Source organism: Sphingobacterium sp. NPDC055431 (genome assembly GCF_053644255.1).
In genome coordinates this window covers 58,061-73,436 of the sequence record NZ_JBSHLH010000015.1, presented here as the reverse complement: position 1 = coordinate 73,436, position 15,376 = coordinate 58,061, and the positions used below count along the sequence as shown (strand labels likewise).

The 15,376-nt window shown below is 41.7% G+C and carries 14 protein-coding genes; 9 read left to right on the top strand and 5 right to left on the bottom strand.

Going from position 1 to position 15,376, the window contains the following annotated elements:
• The first annotated feature begins 3 nt into the window (after positions 1 to 3).
• The 5 genes from trmD to dusB all read left to right on the top strand — a co-directional run bounded on the left by trmD (position 4) and on the right by dusB (position 4,819).
• A complete protein-coding gene (gene trmD, locus ACWIB3_RS13650) occupies positions 4 to 681 on the top strand; it encodes a tRNA (guanosine(37)-N1)-methyltransferase TrmD (protein WP_185213920.1) in 678 nt (225 codons plus the stop codon).
• 241 nt (positions 682 to 922) lie between these two features.
• Complete coding sequence (locus tag ACWIB3_RS13645; protein WP_313189492.1) at positions 923 to 2,326, top strand: anthranilate synthase component I family protein; 1,404 nt, start codon at positions 923 to 925, stop codon at positions 2,324 to 2,326.
• A gap of 1 nt (position 2,327) precedes the next feature.
• The gene (locus ACWIB3_RS13640) at positions 2,328 to 2,906 is read left to right on the top strand and encodes an anthranilate synthase component II (protein WP_313189493.1); all 579 of its coding nucleotides are present in this window, start codon (positions 2,328 to 2,330) and stop codon (positions 2,904 to 2,906) included.
• Between the two features lie 21 nt (positions 2,907 to 2,927).
• Positions 2,928 to 3,710: an indole-3-glycerol phosphate synthase TrpC gene (trpC, locus tag ACWIB3_RS13635; protein ID WP_313189494.1), complete on the top strand. Its 783-nt coding sequence runs from the start codon at positions 2,928 to 2,930 to the stop codon at positions 3,708 to 3,710.
• 113 nt (positions 3,711 to 3,823) lie between these two features.
• Positions 3,824 to 4,819, top strand: a complete 996-nt coding sequence (dusB, locus tag ACWIB3_RS13630) for a tRNA dihydrouridine synthase DusB (protein WP_185213916.1) — start codon at positions 3,824 to 3,826, stop codon at positions 4,817 to 4,819.
• Between the two features lie 33 nt (positions 4,820 to 4,852).
• Here the strand turns inward: dusB and ACWIB3_RS13625 are convergent, their stop codons facing one another.
• Genes ACWIB3_RS13625 through ACWIB3_RS13615 form a run of 3 tightly spaced genes read right to left on the bottom strand, consistent with a single transcriptional unit; the run spans position 4,853 to position 7,823 of the window.
• Positions 4,853 to 6,340 (bottom strand): lipopolysaccharide biosynthesis protein, encoded by a 1,488-nt coding sequence (locus ACWIB3_RS13625; RefSeq protein ID WP_313189495.1) that lies wholly within the window; start codon positions 6,338 to 6,340, stop codon positions 4,853 to 4,855.
• A gap of 2 nt (positions 6,341 to 6,342) precedes the next feature.
• Entirely contained in the window at positions 6,343 to 6,624 is a 282-nt protein-coding gene (locus ACWIB3_RS13620; protein ID WP_185213915.1) for an acylphosphatase, read from the bottom strand.
• 35 nt (positions 6,625 to 6,659) lie between these two features.
• Positions 6,660 to 7,823, bottom strand: a complete 1,164-nt coding sequence (locus ACWIB3_RS13615) for an amidohydrolase family protein (protein WP_313189497.1) — start codon at positions 7,821 to 7,823, stop codon at positions 6,660 to 6,662.
• A 355-nt stretch (positions 7,824 to 8,178) separates the two neighbouring features.
• Here ACWIB3_RS13615 and ACWIB3_RS13610 point away from each other — a divergent pair, with 355 nt between their 5' ends.
• The 3 genes from ACWIB3_RS13610 (at position 8,179) to ACWIB3_RS13600 (ending at position 11,559) form a co-directional block, all read left to right on the top strand.
• Positions 8,179 to 10,632, top strand: a complete 2,454-nt coding sequence (locus tag ACWIB3_RS13610; RefSeq protein WP_454291887.1) for a TonB-dependent receptor — start codon at positions 8,179 to 8,181, stop codon at positions 10,630 to 10,632.
• Between the two features lie 126 nt (positions 10,633 to 10,758).
• Entirely contained in the window at positions 10,759 to 11,217 is a 459-nt protein-coding gene (gene dtd / locus ACWIB3_RS13605) for a D-aminoacyl-tRNA deacylase (protein WP_454291886.1), read from the top strand.
• A 12-nt stretch (positions 11,218 to 11,229) separates the two neighbouring features.
• The gene (locus tag ACWIB3_RS13600) at positions 11,230 to 11,559 is read left to right on the top strand and encodes a nucleotide pyrophosphohydrolase (RefSeq protein ID WP_454291885.1); all 330 of its coding nucleotides are present in this window, start codon (positions 11,230 to 11,232) and stop codon (positions 11,557 to 11,559) included.
• Between the two features lie 137 nt (positions 11,560 to 11,696).
• On the opposite strand, the gene ACWIB3_RS13595 is transcribed toward ACWIB3_RS13600, so the two are convergent.
• The gene (locus ACWIB3_RS13595; RefSeq protein ID WP_454291884.1) at positions 11,697 to 12,452 is read right to left on the bottom strand and encodes an endonuclease/exonuclease/phosphatase family protein; all 756 of its coding nucleotides are present in this window, start codon (positions 12,450 to 12,452) and stop codon (positions 11,697 to 11,699) included.
• 64 nt (positions 12,453 to 12,516) lie between these two features.
• Here ACWIB3_RS13595 and ggt point away from each other — a divergent pair, with 64 nt between their 5' ends.
• Positions 12,517 to 14,211 carry a gamma-glutamyltransferase gene (ggt, locus tag ACWIB3_RS13590; RefSeq protein ID WP_454291883.1) on the top strand — a complete coding sequence of 565 codons (1,695 nt, stop codon included), beginning with the start codon at positions 12,517 to 12,519 and terminating at the stop codon, positions 14,209 to 14,211.
• A gap of 92 nt (positions 14,212 to 14,303) precedes the next feature.
• Here ggt and cydB read toward each other — a convergent pair whose 3' ends face one another.
• Positions 14,304 to 15,374, bottom strand: a complete 1,071-nt coding sequence (gene cydB / locus ACWIB3_RS13585) for a cytochrome d ubiquinol oxidase subunit II (RefSeq protein ID WP_454291882.1) — start codon at positions 15,372 to 15,374, stop codon at positions 14,304 to 14,306.
• Between the last annotated feature and the right edge of the window lie 2 nt (positions 15,375 to 15,376).

Genomic DNA, 15,376 nt, shown 5'->3' with positions numbered 1-15,376 from the left:
CGTATGCGTTTTGACATCATTACCGTATTACCACAATTATTGGACAGCCCTTTTGCCCACTCTATCCTTCAGCGTGCGCAAAAAAAAGGGTTATGCTCCATCCATGTTCATAATTTGAGAGATTATTCCGTAAACAAGCAAAAATCTGTAGACGATTATCCTTATGGTGGTGGATCAGGCATGGTCATGCAAATTGCGCCTTTTGCAGCTTGTATAGAGAAACTAAAATCTGAGCGCGAATATGACGAGATCATCTATATGACTCCAGACGGGGAGACCTTAAACCAAGGGATCGCCAATGGGCTAAGCTCGGCCAAGAACATCATGATATTATGTGGGCACTATAAAGGGATTGACCAACGGATCAGGGACATTTACGTGACCCGCGAAATATCCATCGGTGATTATGTTCTGTCGGGGGGAGAATTACCGGCAGCCATATTGGTGGATTCTATCGTCAGGATCATACCAGGGGTGCTTTCCGATGAAACCTCTGCCCTTTCCGACTCCTTCCAAGATGGCCTGTTGGATGCGCCAATCTATACCCGACCGGTAGACTGGAATGGCCATAAAGTACCTGATATCCTATTGAGTGGACATGAAGCCAAAATCACAGAATGGCGTCATGAGCAACAACTTATACGAACGAAACAAAGAAGACCGGATTTGCTAAATGACTAAAAATCCTGCCTAATCTTTGCTTTTTTCACAAATAAAGTTTGAATATTCAATTTTTCTATTAATTTTGTGATGCAATGATGACTGTAATTCAATATACTAACCGTTGGTGGCTTCTGACTATATAAGTCGGGAAGGTGGTATATTTTAGATAAAATTTTTCATAATCAACCAAAACCACTGAATGGTAGCCCGACGTATTTCGTCGGGCTTTTTTTATTTTTGAAAACTATTAAACACTTATATGAACTTTAAATTCAAAACTAACCATAAGAAGATCTTAGCGGACACGACTACACCGGTAAGCATCTACCTTAGACTGCGCGATACTTTCCCCAACAGCCTGCTCTTGGAAAGTTCGGAGTACCATAGCCGGGACAACAACATCAGCTATATCTGTTGCCAACCGATCGCCAGCATCATCTTGGAAAACGACGAACTGAGCATCAGCCTACCGAACCAGAAGAAAACCGTCAAGAACGCGAAGGAACTTAACCTGAGAGAAGAGGTTTCAAATTTCAGGAAATCTTTTGAAGCCGATCTCGTTCCTGATGTAAACGTGATTTCCAATGGCCTTTTCGGATATTTCAGCTTTGAGGCCGTGGAATTCTATGAGGACATTGAACTAACGGCCAAAGAAAACCAAAGACGGAAAATCCCGACCCTGCAATACCATATCTACAAATATGTTATCGCAATTGACCATTTCAGGAACCAATTGCATGTATTTGAAAACCTATTGGATAACGAACCTTCGGACTTGGACAGGCTTCAATTCCTGATCCAGAACAAGAACTTCCCAGAATATACCTTCCAGGTAAAGGGTGAAGAGTCTTCAAACATGAAGGACGAAGACTTCAAGGCCTTGGTCAATAAAATGAAGGAGCATATACAGAGAGGTGACGTTTTTCAGATCGTTCCTTCAAGGGCATTTGAAACTCCTTTTTCTGGGGATGAGTTCAATGTCTATAGAGCATTACGTTCCATCAATCCATCGCCATACCTATTCTATTTTGACTATGGTGATTTTAAGCTCTTCGGTTCTTCTCCAGAGGCCCAGCTAACGATTAAGAATGATCAGGCAACCATCTATCCTATTGCCGGGACCTTCAAGCGGACTGGTAATATGGACTTGGATGAAAAGATAGCTGAAGAATTGAAAAATGATCCGAAAGAAAGTGCTGAGCACGTCATGCTGGTTGACCTGGCCAGAAACGACTTAAGCAGACACTGCCATCATGTTCAGGTTAAATCCTACAAGGAAGCGCAATACTATTCACATGTTATCCATTTGGTGTCCAAGGTCAGCGGAACGTTGAACCCGAACACCAATCCTTTTGATGTGGTTGGTGATACCTTTCCGGCAGGAACCCTATCGGGCGCCCCTAAACATATGGCCATTACCCTGATCGACCGTTATGAAGGCCTTCAAAGGTCATTTTATTCAGGTGCTATCGGTTTTATGGGCTTTAATGGGGATTTTAACCATGCCATCATGATCCGCTCCTTCCTGAGCAAGCAGAATGTATTGCATTATCAAGCTGGAGCAGGAATTGTATTGGATTCAGATCCTGAAAAAGAATTACAAGAAGTAAATAATAAGATATCAGCTCTTCGCAGGGCTTTAGAATTAGCGGAAACCTTATAAAATGAGCAAGCCAATATTAGTAATCGACAACTACGACTCCTTCACCTACAACCTGGTACACCTCCTTCAAGAATTGAACGAGCGCTATGAAGTCGTTAGAAATGACAAGTTTGACCTCGAAGACATCGAGAAATACGACAAGATCTTGTTATCACCAGGACCAGGCATTCCTGAGGAAGCCGGCCTGTTATTGGATGTCATCCGTAAATATGCGCCAACCAAAAGTATCCTTGGGATATGCCTTGGACAACAGGCTATTGCGGAGGTATTTGGCGGCAAGCTCTACAATATGCCCAAACCTTTGCACGGGGTGGCTACAAGCATCCAAGTGACGGACCCTTCTGAGCCTCTTTTCGAGAATTTCCCGGAAGATTCAAAAATCGGCCGTTACCATTCTTGGGCAGTGGATCCTGACAGTTTAAACGAGAACTTAAAGGTTACTGCTGTGGACCCGAACGGTGTAATTATGGCTCTGAGCCATACGAAATATGATGTGAAAGGCATGCAGTTCCACCCAGAATCCATCTTGACTGATAATGGAAAAACATTGATCGCCAACTGGATCAAGGGCAAGAATTAATTCCCATAAAAGAAGATTAACATGACCATATTAGATAAAATAGTAGCCAGAAAGAAAGAGGAAGTAGCAGCTGCCAAAGCATTGCTGAGCATTTCAGATTTGCAGGCCATGCCTCTATTTTCTCGGGAATGCCATAACCTGAAGGAAAGCATCTTGGACCCAACCAAAACGGGGATCATTGCTGAATACAAAAGGGCATCGCCTTCAAAAGGCCTGATCAATGGTACCTCCACGGTACGGGAGGTGGTATCTGGCTATCAAAAAGCAGGAGCTTCGGCCATCTCTGTCCTGACGGACAAGGATTTCTTCCAAGGTTCATTGGAAGACCTGACCGCAGCACGCGAGGTGTTAGAAATTCCGTTATTGCGCAAGGAATTTATCGTGGATGAATACCAAATCGCAGAAGCGAAGGCATACGGAGCAGACATTATCTTGCTGATTGCGGCATGCTTGGATAGGCAGGAAATCAAAACCCTGTCGGAATACGCCAAATCTTTGGGGTTAAATGTATTGCTGGAAGTGCACAATGAGGAGGAGCTCCAAAGGAGCATTTTTGACAGCATTGATGCCATTGGGGTAAACAATAGAAACCTGAAGGATTTCAGTGTTTCGTTGGAGCACTCCTATGATTTGGTCAATAAAATCCCGGATCAATTTATCAAAGTGTCCGAAAGTGGGATTTCAGACCCTGAGACCATCAAGGCCCTTAAAAAGGCTGGATTCAATGCCTTCTTAATCGGTGAGAACTTCATGAAAACAAAGGATCCAATGGAGGCCATAGTGGAATTTGTAAACAAAATCTAGGTATAGAGCCTCTATTATTATACAAAAGAAGGGAGGTCATTAGAATGTCTAAAATCTTGTGCCTCTTATCTATTGTCTATTTTTGTTTACCTTTGTAAAAATTTCAACAAATAATGTCGGTAAAGATAGGCGAACATATTGATTTAGGTGAGTTTCCATTGTTGTTGGCTCCTATGGAAGATGTCAGTGATCCTCCATTCCGTTACGTGTGTAAACAGAACGGTGTGGACATGATGTATACTGAGTTTATCTCATCCGAGGGCCTGATACGTGATGCCGCTAAGTCTCGCCAGAAACTGGACATCTTTGAATATGAAAGACCTATAGGCATACAGATCTTCGGTTCAGATATTGAACACATGCGTCAATCGGCTGAAATCTGCACGGCAGCTAATCCAAATTTAATTGATATCAACTATGGTTGTCCGGTTAAGAATGTAGCTTGTCGTGGCGCTGGTGCGAGCCTATTGCAGGACATCGACAAAATGGTTGCGATGACCAAGGCTGTTGTGGATGCTACCCACCTTCCTGTTACCGTCAAGACCAGATTGGGTTGGGATGACAACACTAAAAACGTGTATGAGGTTGCTGAACGTCTTCAGGACATCGGTATCAAGGCATTGGCCATCCATGGTCGCACCAGGGCGCAGATGTATAAAGGACAGGCAGACTGGTCGATGATCAAGGACGTGAAAAGGAACCCTAGGATTCAAATCCCAATTTTTGGAAACGGAGATGTGGACTCTGTGGAGAAAGCTGCTGCCTGGAGACAGGAATTTGAAGTTGACGGCATTATGATCGGCAGAGCATCCATCGGTTACCCTTGGATCTTTAGGGAAATCAAGCACTTTTTCAATACCGGGGAGCGCCTAGACGGCCCGACGGTATCAGAACGTGTCGATATCTGCCATACCCACCTGACCAAGTCCATTGAATGGAAGGGTGAGAAAACAGGAATATTTGAAATGAGAAGGCATTATGCCAATTATTTCAAAGGGATACCTAATTTCAAGGATTATAGAATGAAACTGGTCAGCTTACAGGATGTCAATGAAATCCTGGAAGTACTGGAAGAAATAAGATTTAATTTTGCAGAAGAAGTCGCTTAGGAATAAGCGACTTTTTTTGACTCTATATTTTGATTATCGCCTTTTCAGTACCTTGAACAAGGTGTTTTTTTCAAAGTAGAATACAGCCCCCAAAAACAGGATAAATAATAGATTTCCAATCCAGAAATGTCCAAAATAAGCAAACCAAGAGACGATCAGTCCCATGAATAGGTATGCCAGGATCTTCTTGCTGTTATAGGGAATGCTATAGTTCTGCTGCCCCCAGAAATAGGAAAGTCCAACCATCACCACATAGGCACTCGTGGTAGACAATGCGGCTCCAACGTAGGAATAGCGAGGGATCAGAAGGAGGTTCAAAATGATGGTAATAATGGCCCCTACTCCAGATATATATAGGCCATATCGAGTCTGATCGGATAGTTTGTACCAGATGGACAGGTTCATATACACGCCCAAGAGCACATAATTGAAGAGTAAGATCGGAACGATAAACAGTCCTGACCAATAGGCTTCAGGCTCTAATTTAGACCCTCGGATAAAGCCTTTTAACCAATCAAGGTTTGCACATAGACCAATCATCACGATAACCATAGCAATGACGAAATATTCCATAATCACGGCATAGGTCTTCCTTGCATTCTCGTTCTTAGCATATGAGAAGAAGAATGGTTCAGCACCCAATCTAAATGCAGTGACAAAAAGGTTTAAGAAAACGGCAATTTTTGCTACTGCCCCATAAACACCAAGGTCCATTTCCCCTTGCTCTCCTGGCACCAACCGTGGGAACATGATCTTATCCAGGTTTTCGTTGATAATAAAAGAGATATTGGCAATCAAAATCGGGAAAGAATAGTTCAGCATACTCTTGATCAGCTTATTGTCCAGTCGGAATCTAAATCCAGCAATCTGCGGTATCAATAATAGTAAAGTGACCAGACTGGCCATTAAATTGGCAATAAAAACATTACCTAACCAGCCTTCACGAAACCAACCTGCACTGAATTCCCTGAAGAATTCCGAGTTCTTGTTCCATTCTGGCAACCATGCCAACAAGACAAAATTGACGGTAATGAAGACCAAGATGTTGATCAGTTTCACCAAACCATATCGGATTGGCCTCCCTCCTGCTCTCAATTTGGCAAAAGGCACTACAGCGATTGCATCGGCAGCAATGATCAGCGCAAAGAACTTGACGTATAGAATATAATCAGGTACATTTACCCCCTCACTTAAAAAATGGGCAATGGGCTCTGTAAAAGTGAACACAGACAACAGAAATATTGCTGTGGTAAATAGGGTAATCAAGAAACTATTGTCGAATACGCGATCTTTGTCAGTGTCTTCCTTTTGCAGATAACGGAAAAAAGTCGTTTCCATTCCAAATGCTATAACAGCATTCAGCAGGGAAGCATAAGAAAAAAGATTGGTGAAAACTCCGTATACGGAGGTGCGAAACTTCCCTGTAAAGAAAGGGGTCATCAAGAACCCAAGCATTCGGGATAAGATGGTCGAGAGACCATAGATCATCGTATCGCTGACAAATTTCTTAACTACCGACACGCTTATTTGATTTTCTTAACGACTTCGAAATTGCGGAATCCCTTGATTTCATCGGACTCTTCATATTCCACATGGGCAACTTCAGCATGTTCAGGCCCCTCCTGACAAAAGTCTATTAAAGACTCTAGGGCGAAAACATCGCCCTCAGCTTCTATATAAACAGATCCATCAGGTTCGTTCATCACAAAACCTTTTACCTTCAATTGATCAGCAACAGCTTTTGTCGAAGCCCTGAAAAAGACTCCTTGAACTTTACCTTGAACCTTAATATTCCAATGTTTCATGAATACAAAGGTAAAAGAAGAAATAGAATTAGAAACTATCTAATTCTTCTAACCTTAACTTTCGGGTTCAGTTTGAATGTATCCATTCCTTCCAATAACACCAAGCCTGGTTTCTTGCCTACTTCCAAAGATCCTAATTCACTTTCTAGGTTCAATGCTTTAGCACCGTTCAACGTAGCCCATTTGATAGTCTCATTGAAGTCCAATTCCGGAAACTCTTGGTGGATAACCTTTAATTCCTCTAAAATATCCAATGTATCGTTTGACGCTAAACTGTCGGTACCAATCACGATGTCATGGCCTCCCAACAAGAAATTGTCGATTTTAGGAATTCTATCTTCGATATATAAGTTGGCTTTTGGACAGAAACAGAAATAAACCGATCTACCCATTCTATCCACAAAATCCAGGTCCTTAATCGAAGTATATGTATTGTGCACTAGGATCAATTTATTCTTGCTAGGGATATAGGGCAAAAAGGATTGCAGAGAGTTTCTTGCTTGAGCTCTAAAATCTTCCATCACCATGTCCATCTTCTTGAAAAACTCCAAGAATTCACCTTTCTTATAACGGAAAAGCTTGTTCTCTTCGTCACTTTCCTGATTGTGGATACTGATGATATTATCTTCGCTGATTGCTTTTTTCAAGGTCTTAAATAAGAATTTAGAACCAGAATAAGGCGCGTGAGGGGTGATTGAGGAATGTTTGTAATCAAAATGGAATTCAATTTCCTTGGCATTGTCGATTCTTGTAACTACATCTTCCTTATTGGTTGCCATTACTTCAACAAACGTATGGTATTTGATAGGGCTGTTTTCCTTGATCTTAGCGGTAACTGCAGAGTTCACGTGGTCGCCGACAGCTTGGATGCCGTTCTCATACATCATTTTGTCAGCTTCTTCCATGGCAGCTTCCAACTTGCTTTCATGGTTTCCGCGTTCATTGATTACAGCAGAAAGGAAGTTAGGTAATCCTGTACTTCTAGGCACAACACCTAATAAATGGGAAAGTTCCAGATGACAATGAGCATTTACAAATCCAGGAATTAAAGCTCCTTTGAATTGTTCCACTAAATTTTCATCTATTTCACCTGGATTGAAAACACCTTTCACAATCCCTTGATCATCCATCGCGACTACCCCCTTTTTAATAGCAGGCCCGGCAACAGGAAACACAACATCAGCAGCGTAATACTTCATAAGAAATTAATAGTTCCGTTTTTTTAAAGTTAGCGTAATTTGCCCATTGATGGCAATGCAGGCAATTTACAAAAAAATACTATCAGTTTAACTAATAAAATAATAATTACGAATTTGTTACAATAATATTTAAATTTTGTTTTATTTATCCAAAAGGCTAGCTTTGCGCTATCGAATAGGGGTGCCTTGTTGAAAAACACGAACAAAGGCTGAGATTATACCCTGTATTTCAAGTGATTACAAGAAATACATACCTGATCTGGATAATGCCAGCGTAGGGAAAGGGCGGTTAAATAGAACTTGTTGTGACCCCTTACAGCAAGAAAGTTTAACTCTTTAAAACATTTTTTTTATTATGTTTAACAAGCTTTGGGCAACTTTAGCCTTATGTTTGCTAGTACTTGCGAGCTTTGCTCAACAAAACTTCACTGTTAGGGTTTTAGACAAATCTGGAGCACCTGCAGATGCCGCAACTGTGTCCATCGACGGACAATCCAAATCCAGCAATAAAGACGGAATTGTCGTTTTTGACAATCTAAGCGCAGGCTTCCATGACTTAAAAATTTCTTTTATTGGTTATAAATCCGAGATTTTAAGAATAAATCCGAAAAATCAAGCTAATTTTTCCATTCAATTAAAAGACAATGTGTACGAATTCGAGGAAGTTTATGTAACAGCAACACGTGCGAAAGAAAATTCCGCGACTACCTTTAAAACCATCAATAAGGAAGACATCAAGAAAAATAACCTCGGACAAGATATTCCATATCTCTTAGACCAAACTCCTGGTGTCGTGATCGGTTCTGATGCAGGTGCTGGAATCGGATATACAAACATGACCATTCGTGGATCCGACAATGAACGCATCAATGTCACTTTGAATGGCATCCCTTTGAACAACCCTGAAAGCATGGGCTCCTTCTTTGTAAACCTTCCTGATTTTGCCTCCAGTACAGAGAGCATTCAGATTCAAAGAGGTATCGGAACTTCTACAAATGGCCCTGCGGCATTTGGAGCATCTTTAAACTTCCAGACAGACGCCCTGGAAACGAAGCCCTACCTAGAGTTCAATAACTCCTTTGGTTCCTATAACTCTTGGAAAAACACCTTAAAAGCTGGATCAGGACTGATCAACGATAAATTCGCATTTAATGCTAGGTTATCTAGGATCTCTTCGGATGGCTATGTAGATAGAGCTTCGTCCAATTTAAAATCTTTCTATGTTGATGCAGGCATGTATACGGATAAGCATACCTTAAAAGCCACCGTGTTTTCAGGTAAGGAAAAAACTTACCAAGCTTGGTACGGACTTGCTGAACCATTATTTACTGGCAATAAAGAAAGGATTGAGGAGTATGCCGATAACCTTTGGTTATTCGACGAAGAGCGTGAGAGATTCTTAAATGGAGATCGAAAATATAACTATTATACTTACGATAACCAGACGGATAACTATACGCAGACGCATGCCCATCTGAACTACTCCTACCGTCCTTCTGAAAAAATGACCTTCAATACGGCTCTTCACTATACCCGCGGCGCTGGATATTATGAAGAATTCAGACCATTGGATGGACTAGACCATTATGGAATTGATCCAGTAGTTGCAAACGGCAATACAATTAAAGATACCGATTTGATAAGGAGAAGGTGGTTGGACAATCATTTCTATGGCTTGACCTATTCCCTGCTCTATAAGCCATCCAACAACCTGAACTTCACTTTCGGTGGTGCTTACAACCAATACAAAGGCGATCACTATGGAGAAGTAATTTGGGCAGATCAAGTCCCAGAGGATAAACTCAATGACAGATACTACTTTAGCCATGCCAATAAAAATGACTTCAACTTTTACGCAAAGGCAGATTATAGAGTAGAAAACTTCCTTTTCAATCTGGATGTCCAGCACAGGAACATTGTTTATAATGGAAAAGGTGATGATGATAAGATAAAGGATTTCACGTTTGAGGACACCCACAACTTTATCAACCCCAAAGCAGGCGTTACATATTTCTTGAGCGGCAATTCCAACCTATACGCTTCTTACGCCTTTGCGAGCAAAGAGCCTACTAGAAACGATTACGTAGAAAACCCAATAGGTGCAATTCCGAAGACAGAGAAGATGCAGGATATTGAGGCTGGATACCGCTACAGAGACGAAAATATCAATATAGGAGCAAACCTATATGCCATGCTTTACAAAGACCAGTTGATACCAACCGGAGCATTGAACGATGTGGGTTCAGCGGTAAGGATAAATGTGGACAAAAGCTATCGAATGGGATTTGAGCTTGATGGAAGTTGGAAAATCCATCCTAAATTCATTTGGTCAGCAACCGCAGCTTTATCGCAAAACAAGATTAAAAACTTTGTAGAAAACATCCCTGTTTATAGTGACGATTTCGATTTTGTAAAGTATGATTTGATCACGCATGAAACTACGGATATTGCAAAATCACCAGCTGCGGTCTTATCTAATAATTTCACCTATAAACCGATTGAATCATTAAGTTTCAGCTTTTTGAGCAAATACATCTCGAGGATTTACCTAGACAATACCTCCGAAGTGAACAGAAGCATCGCTCCATCCTTCGTCAACAATTTCCAGGCTATCTATTCATTCTCGGTATTTGGCCTTAAAAACGTAGACTTAAACCTGATGATCAACAATATCTTCAACGAAAAGTATGCAACCTCAGGTTATACATATAGCATGATCATGGAATCTGTAGGAAAGAGAGATTATTTCAATTTCTACTATCCGCAGGCGGAAACTAATGCCATGCTAGGATTAAATATTAGATTTTAATAGTACCAAACCCCACAGAAGATGTCCTTTCGTTCATTCGGAAGGGCATTTTCGCTTTTTGGGCGTTTTGAAATCCGATTGCCCAATTGATTTTGCCAATAACGAATTAAATAATACTTTTAAGCCATGCGAGCAGTAATTCAAAGAGTGACACATGCATCCTGTACGGTAGACGATCAGATTACAGGACAAATTGAAGATGGTTTACTCGTTCTTTTGGGGGTAGAAGAAGAGGATTCAAAAGAAGACCTTCAATGGTTGGGACAGAAAATAGTCAATCTGAGGATATTTTCAGACGAACAAGGCTTAATGAACAAATCCGTTCAGGATATCCAAGGCAACATCCTATTGATCTCCCAATTCACCTTATTTGCTCAGACCAAGAAAGGGAATCGCCCTTCCTTTATCCGCGCTGGCAAGCCCGACAAGGCAAAACCTATGTATGAGGAAATGGGAAAGTATCTATCAGGCCTTCTGGGAAAGGAAGTACAAATGGGGATTTTCGGCGCTGATATGAAAATCGACCTCCGAAACGATGGTCCAGTCACCATTATCATGAATACTAAAGACAAAGACAACTTCTAACCACATACAAATATGACAATCAAAGAAGCTCAGGAAATTGTAGACAAATGGATCAGTACCACTGGAGTTCGTTACTTCAACGAACTGACCAATACGGCCATGTTAATGGAAGAAGTTGGCGAGGTAGCCCGCATCATGGCCAGAAAGTACGGTGAACAGTCTTTTAAAAAATCAGATGAGGAAGTCAACCTAGCAGATGAAATGGCCGATGTACTCTTCGTTCTGATCTGCCTAGCGAATCAGACCGGAATAGACCTGACCTCTGCACTAGAAAAAAACCTTGACAAGAAAAATATCCGCGATGCAGATCGCCATAAAAATAATGAGAAATTGAAGCAATAGACATAAGACTATAGACATAAGACACAAGACCTTTGTCCATCCCTAAATAGGGTTGACCGATTCTATTAGGGAGTCCAAGCCGTAGTTTCGAAGTTGAAATTTCTTATGTCTGTTGTCTTGTGTCTGTTGTCTATTATCTAGAACTCAATCTCCGCATACAAAGGCAAATGATCTGAAGCATACTCTTCTTTGATCACTTGATACTTTTTCCAATTAAAATCCTGATTCTTTAGCACCATGATATAATCGATTTCATTCTTTGTATTAACATTCGGAGAAGTAGGCTGATTGGATGTCGTATTTCTAACAAAATATTTTTCAAGGATCTGAATCGGTTTAGACTCCGGTTTTGCATTCAAATCCCCAACCAAGATCAACGGTTTTTTATATAGCTCACCAAGTTCATTAATGAATTCCGCTTGCGCGATCCTGTTCTCTTCCTTCAGGTCCAGATGCGTATTTGCCAATGAAACGATCTTTCCTCCAGGCAACTCTACATCTACAATCGCCAAAGAACGATTTTCACTTGTCACCGGCATAGGAAGATCATATCTCCTTTTACCTACGATCTTATGTTTACTCAAGATCAAAATGCCATAATAGCCTTTCTCCAGGTCGATTCCTTTAGAGAAGAAATATTCAGTTCCCGTAAGTTCTGCCAGTTTCTCTGCCTGGTTTACCATTTCCGAACGTGAGACGTTGATATCAACTTCCTGGATACCGATAATATCGGCATTCGCATCATTGATAACCTTTGCGATAGCTTCAATATCAATTTTCCCAGGAGTGGAAGGTGGATTGGCATGGTGAATATTGTAGGTCAGGATTTTTACGGTTTGCGCTTTCAGTTGCATGGACACAAAAAGCAATAGGATCAGGCTCAGTATTCGCATAATTAAAAATTTGATTGAAGTTAATATAATTCATCTAATAATACCAATTTATTATCTTAGCGACATGAAAAAACCTAATTTGATTTATTTATTCTTAATCGTCTTTTTTCTGGGCTCTTGCTCAGTTAATCAACAGACTGCTTCACACCAAACCGAGTATGAAAATGGGGCAGTTGTGACGGCTCACCCGATTGCTTCAGAGGTGGGAGTAGAGATCTTAAAAAAGGGCGGAAATGCTGTTGATGCAGCAATTGCTGTAAAATTTGCTCTAGCAGTAGTCTACCCTAACGCTGGAAACCTTGGGGGAGGTGGATTTATGGTATTTCGTGGAAGAGATGGTTCGGTATCATCCCTTGACTTCCGCGAAAAAGCACCTCAGAAAGCTTCCAGAGACATGTACTTGGACAAAGATGGAAACCCTATTACCGACCTAAGTCTTTACGGACAATTGGCATCTGGTGTACCGGGATCTGTTGCCGGGATGGATGCTGCCTACAAAAAATATGGCACTATCGCTTGGAAAGACTTAGTTCAACCGGCCATCGACCTAGCTACAAAAGGCTTCCCGATCACCAAACAACAGGCTGGCGAATTCAACCGCTACAAAGCCCGCTTCCAAAAATTCAATCCTGATGGCGCTGCAATCATCCGCGACACGGAATGGAAAGAAGGCGACCTATTCGTACAAACTGAATTGGCTGAAACCTTGAAGCGAATTGCAGAACAAGGACGTGATGGCTTCTATAAGGGACAAACTGCCGAATACATCGTTGCAGAAATGAAACGTGGCAATGGCATCATCAGCTTAAAGGACCTTGAAGATTATCAGGCAAGCTGGAGAGACCCTATTGTAGGCAAGTACAAAAACTATAAAGTGATTTCTATGCCTCCTCCTTCTAGCGGTGGTGTGGCATTAATGGCACTATTGCAGTCCGTTGAGAAATACCCGCTTGCAAAATGGGGATTCCAGCATGACAGTACCGTACGTGCAATGGTCGAGGCTGAACGCCGTGTGTATGCAGACAGAGCTACCCACTTGGGTGACCCTGACTTTTACCGCGTACCGATCGCAAACTTGACCGACGCCAAATTCAACCAGGACCGTATGGCTAAGGTAAACTTGGATAAAGCTACCCCTAGCGATCAGGTAAAAGCTGCCAAGTTCCCAGGTTACGAATCTGAAGAGACTACCCACTACAGCATCGTTGACAAGAATGGCAATGCCGTTTCCTTGACCACAACCATCAACGGTTCTTACGGATCATGTGTTTGGGTAGATGGTGCAGGATTCCTATTGAACAACGAAATGGATGACTTCTCCGTAAAGCCAGGTTCACCAAACATGTACGGCCTTCTAGGTGGTAAAGCAAATTCCATCGAACCCGGAAAAAGAATGCTTAGCGCCATGACACCAACCATCATCGAAGAAGATGGAAAACTGAAAATGGTTGTTGGTACGCCAGGTGGATCCACGATCATCACATCGGTATTCCAAACCATCTTAAACGTATTGGAATTCGACATGACTGCACAAGAATCCGTGTCAGCAGCCCGTTTCCACCACCAATGGCAACCCGACGTAATCGACGTTGAAGAAAAAGCAATCAACGACAAAACACGCCAAAGCCTTGAAGAGGACGGTTACAAAATCAATAAAAGAGGTGCTATCGGCCGCGTAGAAAACATCGTTATCCTCAAAAACGGAAAACTCCAAACCGGAGCCGACCATAGAGGCGATGACCAAGCGAGGGGATACTAGAGAGTATTTAGTATAAAGTATTTAGTATTTAGACAATAGGACGCCCTACAATGTCTAAATACTAAATACTAACTACTAAATACTTTAAAAGCCTAATGATACCCCACATCATCCAGCTTGCCTTTAAATACCCTAAATTGGATGATAAAGTAGATAACTACCAGCAGGAAGGCTATCACGAACCAATATAGCCCCACGGATAGGCCATATTCATGGCCGGCGACATTGTAGACCGTTAGGGATGGATTGACAGAATTGGTTGATGGCAGTACATTTGGGAAGAGTGAAGCAACGGTCGTTGCAAAGCTCCCTAGGATAAATAAGGTAGAGAAAAGAAATCCCATACCATCTTTCTTAAATTTCTTGATCCAGAACTGACCAATCAAACCTATTCCAGCGATTACAGGAAAAATCCATAACCAGGCATGTCCGATTAGGTTATTGAGTGGAAATGGTTTTACATATTGCCATAACCCTGCTGTTAGGACCACTAAAAAAACAAGGGCAATATTCAATTTGAAAATGATGCCTTTCAACCTTTGGTTCAAGCCAGTAGAGGTTTTGAGAATAATCCAGTTGGCGCCGTGAATGGTAAGCGTAAATACAGAAACAATGCCCAATAAAATCGTAAACCAGTCAATGATTCCGTGAACATCAGACATAGGGTCTAATGTGGGATTCCATAATTGCAGGAAGAAATAATGGGGTTCTTGTGTGGACACGCCATTCTCCACCATGCCTAGGTTCACTCCACGCACCACGTTTCCCAATGCAGCCCCAAAGAACAGGGCCAGGAACAGACTCGCCATGCCAAATGCCTTCTCCCAAAACCTTTCCCACAATTTATTGTGGATCTGCCCACGAAGCTCCAAACCAACGGCCCTAAAGATCAAAAACCATAATACCAGCATCAATGGCAAATAGAACCCACTGAATGCCGAAGCATATAAAGTAGGAAATGCGAAAAACAGAACACCTCCCGATGCAATCAACCAAACCTCATTGGCATCCCAAAAAGGACCGATTGCATTGCGGATGGCTGCCCGCTCCTCATCGGTTTTTGCAAATAATAAATGAACAATACCAGCTCCAAAATCATATCCATCCAGCACCACGTACATGCCCAACATAAAGACCAAAATGATAAACCAAAACATTTCCATAA

What these genes read in the sequence shown, in the direction of transcription:
- trmD (WP_185213920.1), top strand. Translation starts at nt 4, where the DNA reads ATGCGTTTTGACATCATTACCGTATTACCACAATTATTGGACAGCCCT.
- ACWIB3_RS13645 (WP_313189492.1), top strand. Translation starts at nt 923, where the DNA reads ATGAACTTTAAATTCAAAACTAACCATAAGAAGATCTTAGCGGACACG.
- ACWIB3_RS13640 (WP_313189493.1), top strand. Translation starts at nt 2,328, where the DNA reads ATGAGCAAGCCAATATTAGTAATCGACAACTACGACTCCTTCACCTAC.
- trpC (WP_313189494.1), top strand. Translation starts at nt 2,928, where the DNA reads ATGACCATATTAGATAAAATAGTAGCCAGAAAGAAAGAGGAAGTAGCA.
- dusB (WP_185213916.1), top strand. Translation starts at nt 3,824, where the DNA reads ATGTCGGTAAAGATAGGCGAACATATTGATTTAGGTGAGTTTCCATTG.
- ACWIB3_RS13620 (WP_185213915.1), bottom strand. Translation starts at nt 6,624, where the DNA reads ATGAAACATTGGAATATTAAGGTTCAAGGTAAAGTTCAAGGAGTCTTT.
- ACWIB3_RS13615 (WP_313189497.1), bottom strand. Translation starts at nt 7,823, where the DNA reads ATGAAGTATTACGCTGCTGATGTTGTGTTTCCTGTTGCCGGGCCTGCT.
- ACWIB3_RS13610 (WP_454291887.1), top strand. Translation starts at nt 8,179, where the DNA reads ATGTTTAACAAGCTTTGGGCAACTTTAGCCTTATGTTTGCTAGTACTT.
- dtd (WP_454291886.1), top strand. Translation starts at nt 10,759, where the DNA reads ATGCGAGCAGTAATTCAAAGAGTGACACATGCATCCTGTACGGTAGAC.
- ACWIB3_RS13600 (WP_454291885.1), top strand. Translation starts at nt 11,230, where the DNA reads ATGACAATCAAAGAAGCTCAGGAAATTGTAGACAAATGGATCAGTACC.
- ACWIB3_RS13595 (WP_454291884.1), bottom strand. Translation starts at nt 12,452, where the DNA reads ATGCGAATACTGAGCCTGATCCTATTGCTTTTTGTGTCCATGCAACTG.
- ggt (WP_454291883.1), top strand. Translation starts at nt 12,517, where the DNA reads ATGAAAAAACCTAATTTGATTTATTTATTCTTAATCGTCTTTTTTCTG.
- cydB (WP_454291882.1), bottom strand. Translation starts at nt 15,374, where the DNA reads ATGGAAATGTTTTGGTTTATCATTTTGGTCTTTATGTTGGGCATGTAC.